5 protein-coding genes are annotated in these 7510 nt (G+C 49.6%); all 5 read left to right on the top strand.

The window, feature by feature from the left end:
* Positions 1 to 628: 628 nt before the first annotated feature.
* Positions 629 to 1642, top strand: coding sequence for a tRNA dihydrouridine synthase DusB (gene dusB, locus Q8O92_05705; GenBank protein ID MDP2982806.1), 1014 nt, complete (start codon positions 629 to 631; stop codon positions 1640 to 1642).
* Positions 1639 to 2418, top strand: a complete 780-nt coding sequence (larB, locus tag Q8O92_05710; GenBank protein MDP2982807.1) for a nickel pincer cofactor biosynthesis protein LarB — start codon at positions 1639 to 1641, stop codon at positions 2416 to 2418. Before dusB ends, larB begins: the two co-directional genes overlap by 4 nt.
* Positions 2415 to 3575: a nickel pincer cofactor biosynthesis protein LarC gene (larC, locus tag Q8O92_05715; GenBank protein ID MDP2982808.1), complete on the top strand. Its 1161-nt coding sequence runs from the start codon at positions 2415 to 2417 to the stop codon at positions 3573 to 3575. The genes larB and larC overlap by 4 nt, the downstream gene beginning before the upstream one ends.
* A 374-nt stretch (positions 3576 to 3949) precedes the next feature.
* Positions 3950 to 5284 carry a hypothetical protein gene (locus tag Q8O92_05720; protein MDP2982809.1) on the top strand — a complete coding sequence of 445 codons (1335 nt, stop codon included), beginning with the start codon at positions 3950 to 3952 and terminating at the stop codon, positions 5282 to 5284.
* 161 nt (positions 5285 to 5445) lie between these two features.
* The gene (locus Q8O92_05725) at positions 5446 to 7281 is read left to right on the top strand and encodes a sulfatase-like hydrolase/transferase (protein MDP2982810.1); all 1836 of its coding nucleotides are present in this window, start codon (positions 5446 to 5448) and stop codon (positions 7279 to 7281) included.
* Positions 7282 to 7510: the final 229 nt, after the last annotated feature.

The following is a 7510-nucleotide window of genomic DNA, read 5'->3' on the forward strand; positions in this document are numbered from 1 at the left end:
CCCCCTAAATCCCCCAAAGGGGGACTTAAAAGACTGCAATACAAGGCTTAAATGGTTTTTTTAAAAAAGTTACACCTTCACATTTTCTTCTTTACCGCGAAAAGTCCCCCTTCGGGGGATTTAGGGGGCTGCACTCAAAAAAATATAAGTATTTATTTAATAAATAGTTAGGAAAATATCATAGCATGTTTGTGAATAATCCGGGTTAACATAGAACTTAAACTATTATGGGGAAAATGTCAATATTTATTACACAGTTTTGGAAAAATAATATATTTATTTATATTATTATTTATCAACAAGTTATACAAATTAATAATATTATTAGAAATAATATCGGACAAAATATAATACATAATATAAAAAAAGTGGGTAAACTCCTAGTTCATCAAAGGTTAGCAATAATTCACCATTTTTTCAACCCTTCTTTCATCTCAACCCTTCCCCGGCAAATCTGCTTGCCTTTGACATCACAATCATGCATTTTAGTATGTTATGATTTTACTGCCATATAGTTTTAGCCAAAATGTTCTTAATAGGCAGGTCTATCCTTTCAGGAATACAGGAACTACCTTCCGGGCTAAACGTATATGAAAGTAAAGTGCAAAGAGACCTGGAAAAAGACAAAGTGAACATTACCGAAATATTCAACCTTCATTCTGCGGCGCTGGCGCCACTGGCCGGAGTATCCGATTCTGTGTTCAGGCGCATCTGCGTCGAGTTTGGCGCCAGACCGGTCATGACCGAGATGATCTCCTCCGATGGTTTCGTACGCGGTCATCCCTCCGATAAAAGCCTGAGGCTTCTCCGGTTCCGGGAGGCCGAGCGGCCCATCGGCATCCAACTGTTCGGCGCCGACCCGGAGATCATGGCGGAAGCGGCGCGGCGCGCTGCAGAATTCAGGCCTGATTTCATCGATATCAACGCCGGCTGCCCGGTCAGGAAGGTGATCGGAAGGGGCGCAGGATCGGCTTTGCTCCTCAATCTTCCTCTCCTCGCCGGTATTGTAAAAAAAGTGGTTGACGCCACTTCTCTGCCTGTAACGGTAAAATTGCGCTCCGGATGGGATCATGAGAGCCTGAACGGAGTCGAGGCCGCCCGTGTATGCGCTGATTCCGGTGCGCAGGCGGTGATCATGCATCCCAGGCCGAGAAGCCAATTGTTCGGCGGGTTTTCGGACTGGACGGTCATCCGCCGGATTAAAGAAACAGTTCCTGTTCCCGTTGTAGGCTCCGGCGACATTCGAACGGCGGAAGATGCTGTGCGCATGGTTCGGGAAACGGGGGCCGATGCGGTGATGATAGGCCGCGGAGCGCTGGGCAATCCCTGGATATTCCGTCAGGTGAAGGAACTGTTTGCAAGTGAAATTGTCTCCTCTTCCCCGGGGATTGATGTACGGCTCGCGCTTGCGCTCCGCCAACTTTCAATTCTCTCCGAGGAAGCAGGTGAAAGGTTCGGCGTTTTGAATATGCGTAAATTTTTCGGCTGGTATTCCCGCGGTATGCACGGAGGCGCAGAATTCCGTCAGCGGGTATTCAAAGCCGAAACTGTTCAAGCGGTGCGGGATATTGTAGAGGAGTACCGGCAGCAGGGGTGCGAAGCCATGAGCGAGGATACATCATTAACCACGGCGGTATCATGAAAAATAATGACATACAGGAAATACGGGATATTTTTGAACGCCTGCGCAGCGGAGAACTGGGTGTCGAGGAAGCGGAAAAACTGGTGGAGTCCTACTATTTCTGCGACCTGGAATTTGCCAATGTCGACCACCACCGCGCCAGCCGCCAGGGTTTCCCCGAGGTGATTTTCGGTCAGAACAAGACCATCGCGCAGATTATCCGTATCGCGGAGGAGATTCACAAGCGTGATCATACTGTCCTGGCCACCAGGCTTTCCGGTGAAGCCCTCGATGCCCTTTCCGTGCGGTTCCCGGAAGGCGTAAAAAACGACATGGCCCGAACCTTCGTTCTTGGCATGCCGGAGTCTGACATGGATCATACCCACGGCGTCATCCTGGTCATTTCGGCGGGAACATCGGACATGCCGGTGGCTGAGGAAGCGGTGGTTACCGCCCGGGCTATGGGCAACCGGGTGGAATCCCTGTATGATGTAGGAGTGGCCGGAATTCACCGTCTTCTGGCGCGGCGCAGATTCATCATGTCCGCCTCATGCATCATCGTGGTGGCGGGTATGGAAGGCGCGCTGGCCAGCGTGGTGGGGGGACTGGTGAATGTGCCGGTCATCGCCTGCCCGACCAGTGTTGGGTACGGCGCTTCGTTCCACGGCATCGCGGCGCTCCTGACCATGCTCAACTCCTGCGCTTCGGGGGTAACCGTGGTGAATATCGACAACGGTTTCGGAGCGGGATATGCGGCGAGCCTCATCAACCGTACCGGGATAATGGAGAATGCATGAAAATCGCTTATTTTGACTGTATTTCGGGCATCGCCGGAGATATGATTCTGGGCGCGCTCCTGGACTGCGGCATGCCGCTGGATTTCCTCAGGGCCGAGCTGGAGAAACTCCATGTACATGGATTCGAACTTCGCGAAAAGCAGGTTGTGCACAGCGGCATCGCCGCAGTCCATGTGGATGTGGTAACCGAACACCAGCACGAACACCGTCACCTCTCCCATATCCTTCATATTATCGAATCCAGCGCCCTTTCCGAGAGAGTCAAAAACCAGGCGGCCCGTATTTTCACCCGTCTCGCCGAAGCTGAGGCGAAAGTGCACGGCGCCGTTCCCGAAGAAGTGCATTTTCATGAGGTCGGCGCCCTCGATGCCATTGTCGATGTGGTCGGAGCATGTATCGGGCTGGAATATTTCCAGGCGGACACTGTTGTTTCCACACCGCTCCGGCTGGGTACGGGGACGGTAAAATGCGCTCACGGCTCAATGCCCGTTCCGGTTCCGGCGGTGGTCGAACTTACAAAGGGTGTTCCGGCGACCAGAACCATGATCGAGGGCGAGCTGACCACCCCCACCGGAGCGGCAATCCTGACTACCCTTGCCTCCTCGTACGGCCCGGTGGAGGAATTCATTGTGGAGCATGTCGGTTACGGTGCAGGAACGAAAGTCCGTGAGGAGCTTCCGAATGTGCTGAGAATCTCCATCGGCCGGGTAAACGGCACCTACGAGATCGACCATTCCCTTATTTTAGAGACAAACATCGACAATATGAATCCGGAGGTGTTCGGTTACCTCTCGGACCTTCTTTTCGAAGCGGGCGCCCGTGATGTATACATGACTCCGATTTACATGAAGAAGGGCAGGCCCGGAACGCTCTTCAGCGTCATCACCGATGAATCCCTGGTTGATGACATGTTCGAAATCCTTTTCCGGGAAACAACCACCCTGGGGGTGCGCATCGAGCGCGTCTCCCGTCGCAAGGTGAAACGGGAATCGAGAACGGTGACAACTCCGTTCGGCGAGGTTCGGGTAAAAGTGGCTTTTGGAAACGGTTTTGAACGGTTTGCGCCCGAATTCGAAGACTGCGCCCGTATCGCCCGTGAAAAGGGGATACCGCTTCTTTCGGTGTATGAGATAGTACGGAAAGGAACTCTCGATTAGAATACAAGGCGCGAAGGGACACTGGCCATCCCCCATTTTTATTCGGCATAGGTGGACCATTCTTTCACATCCGCTCTGGAGACAAAATCCCCCCGGCGCATTTAACGGCGACCCCCTTATTAAGGGGGTAGAAAGACACCCATCGCATAGCTCCCCCCTTAACAAGGGGGGATGCCGACAGGCAGGGGGGATTCATCCGAACGGGGGACGTACATAATCGCGAGAATGTTTTCAAAAGTAGATTCTCGTGGAATGATAAGCATCATTAAAGAGTTATACAAAGAAGTGTATAAATTCTGGGGGATGGCCAGACAAATGCACAAAAAGAAAAGATTGTCTGAACCACTGAATCGTGTAATGGATTGTGATAAAAGATGATGAAAAAAATCAACACCCAAAGGTACAAACAAAAAAAATTCATTATCTATCTCCTGGCTTTGGCCTTCCCCCTCACGGTGTTGAGCCAGAACGCTTCGAACAGCGCTCCGGCGTCGACACCACAGGCTCCCCCGCCGGGTTCCGCCGCGCAGAATCCTCAAACGGCGGCCCCTTCGGTTGAACCGGCGCCAATGACGGATATACCGCTTTCCGAGCTTCCACCGCCTCCGCCTATGAAGAATGTTATCACCACGGAGAAACCGGTGCGCTCCATCCCTTCCGGGGTTTTACCCAGGACAGCACAAGAGGCGCCCGCACAACAGCAGGCGCCGCAGTCTCCTCCGGCTGATCAGGGAAAATCCCCCTCTGCGACGGGCACATCTGCTCAAACTCAGACTGCTGCCGCCGGATCTCCCGGAGCTCCTGCTCTGCCCGGAGTTCCTGCAGGAGCGGTTGTTCCCTCCATTCCTGTTCCCGGTGGCGCTGCTCCATCTGTTGCTGCCGGAACAACACGACCGGCTGCCGGCGCCGATTCATCCGCGCTGGCTATCGTACCTCCACAAAAAAAGCAGCCCCAACCCGCCCAGGCGCCGAAACCCGAACCGGCCAGAAAAAAAGGATCGGAAACGTACCGTGAGGAGAAGTCCATTTTCAATGTTCCCACCGCCAATCTGCGCACCATGAAAGTGATCATCGACGACCAGTATAATCTGGTCGGCATGGTGTACGGCGAGGAGAGGGGATTCATCAGGGTTCTCTCAACTGACAATCAGGGTAATTTCACGGAAACATGGAAAAGTCCGCCTCTCAATTCCCCGGTGCGGGGAATATTTGTGGAAAATCTTGACCGTGTCGGGGAGGTTGAAATAATAGCCTACACTGCTGACGGGAATATTTTCATCTACGGGTATGACACCCATGACCTCAAATATAGAACGCCGGAAGGAACCTATCCGGGGATAAAATGCATGGCCATTGCCAACCTGGATAATACCCCGGAGTTGGAGATGCTGTTTATAACCTCTGTGGGCAAGATGGTCCAGTTTGATCCCAAAACCAAATTCGAGCAGTGGAGATCGAGCGACACCTATTTAGCCACTGACATGATCATAGGTAATGTGGATAACGACAAGGAAGTGGAAATCATCCTCAATACCGGTGAAGTGCTCAATAAGCAGTTTAAAACGGTCAAGTGGAAATCGGATGTGAAATTCGGCGAGCGGTTATACCTTATCGATATGGACAGCGACGGCATCCTGGAGCTGGTCACAGAGTATGAAGAGCAGTATATTCGTATATTTGATATAGACCAGCGCCGTGAAAAATGGTGAAAAATTTTCCTTTTTATTAAAGAAAAAAAAACATATTTTATCTCCTTCTTGCCTTATTCTATTCAAAAAGATTCGAGGTTATACGGTACATGCTGAAAAAACCGAGAAATTCTTTATTGCCTGTGTTACTTGTCTGTTGTATAGCCCTGATAGATATCCTTTTGCGTCATTCTTATTTCCGGATGTTTATTCTTGAGGATATCGGAATTTATCTGATCTCCATTCTGTTTGAAATATCATTTATCCTCACTCTTATCACTTTGTTCCGCCGGTCGCTCGTTCCCTGCTATATTTTTTCCCTCGTTTACCTGTTCAGTATTATAGGATCTTATGCCTTTTACATGCTTTGCAGGGCCATGCCGGGAGTCAACACTTTTTCCTACATGTTCCTGGATACACGGGACTTTTTCAAGATCACCGGCGATGGCCTTAATATCTGGACACTAGGTATTCTGGCTGCTTTTTTTATCGCGGCATGGTTCCTGTTGAAGAAATTTCTCTCCGGTTTTATCCTTCCATCCCGGAAAATCATTGTCGCTTTTTCCTTCCTTGTCCTGGTCTCCGGCCTGGTGTTGAATAATAATGTTGCCCTTAAAGATAACCGTACCATGCCATTCTCCAACTGCCTCTTCTCTCTGATAAACGGGTACGGGGATTTCAAAAAAGGAAAACTCGCCAATTTCCGGCTCATGCACCGTAACATCCTCCTGAAAAAACCCGATGTTCAGAAAGACCCCGAATTCAACATCCTGGTATTCATCAACGAAAGCCTTTCTGCGCATTACTGGAAAGAGTATGGCAGCGGTTTGAATCCCACTCCGCATATATCGGGCTTCATCGAACAGAACAAAAACAATACCTTTGTTTTTCCGAGGGCTTTCTGCAATTCCACCATTACAAAGGTCTCGGTATCGTATCTTACCGCCGGACTGAATCCAATCCAGGGCAGGTACGAGCTTGGGAAATCCCCCCTCTTCTACGAGATACTGAAAAACAATCTCAAATCCTACAGAACCGGGCTGATTACGACATGGAGCTATAAACAGGCGAATTACATTGATTTCGTTTCGTCCCCCTACCTCGATTACCTGAAATGCTTCGAAAACATCCCCGGGAAAACAGTGTGCAACCTGAGCGCCGACGATTCCCTGAATACCGTGAATTTCGACGATTTTCTCAGCGAAGTTGAACCCGGCGAAAAATTCTGTGCTATCCTCCATTACGGCAATACCCATTTCCCGTATTTCAGCAAACCCCGGAACAAGGTATTCACCATGCAGAACAGGATGTTTGCAGAATACCTTAATGCAGTACACAATCTGGATGACAATATTTCCGGTGTTCTGGAAATACTCCGCAATCAGAGGCTTTTAGACAATACAGTGATTATATTCACCTCCGATCACGGGGAGATTTTCGGCGAGGTGGATAAGACTAGCGGACACCTGGGCAAGTATTCTTTCTACACCACCGAAATACCGTTCTGGATCTATGTTCCCGAGCCGGTACTGGCCCGTCATCCGGAATTCCGGGAAAAACTTCAGGCAAACCTGAAGAATAATGTTTGCAACAATGATATTTTCCCGACCATCCTTGCTTTCTATGGTTTCCAGTCCGCTCCCGAAAACAGGCTGGGCACAAGCCTCCTGGCCGATATCGACAACGGGAGGGATATATTCATTTTTAACGGCACCAAAGAGAACAGAACCGACAACCGTGATTATGTGGGCGTTATCCGGAACAACGACTTTTTCATCGTGGAAAATCAGATAAACTCCGCCGTATACTTCCGGTACGATCTGAGCGATTTGCTGGAAACGACCAATCTCTGGGGGACTGCGCCCGAGAAAGACCGTGAACTATTGGCTTCCCTGCGGAGAGAGAATCTTGATACGTTCATCAAGGAGCCGACCGAAAGTCAGAAACTGTTCACCGCTCTCCTCGAAAACCAGAAAATAGAAACATTCCTGAAAATGAAATGGAATTGGAAATATTGAGAAGAAACGATGAACCAACTTTTTCACAAGCCTTTTTCATGTACCCATGTATCGCTTCAACCTCGCCGCTGAACTTTTCTTTCACCTGCATCTTGCTGTGAAGCAAATCCATTTAAAAATCCAAAAAATATTTTCCTTGACAACCAATGGTGTTGTGATATTATAATAGGAAAAATAATATATTACTCGTGAAGTAAGATTCTGAAAAGACAGCTTCAATCCATTTCTG

Source organism: Candidatus Latescibacter sp., from assembly GCA_030692375.1.
Taxonomy (GTDB): Bacteria; Latescibacterota; Latescibacteria; order Latescibacterales; family Latescibacteraceae; genus JAUYCD01.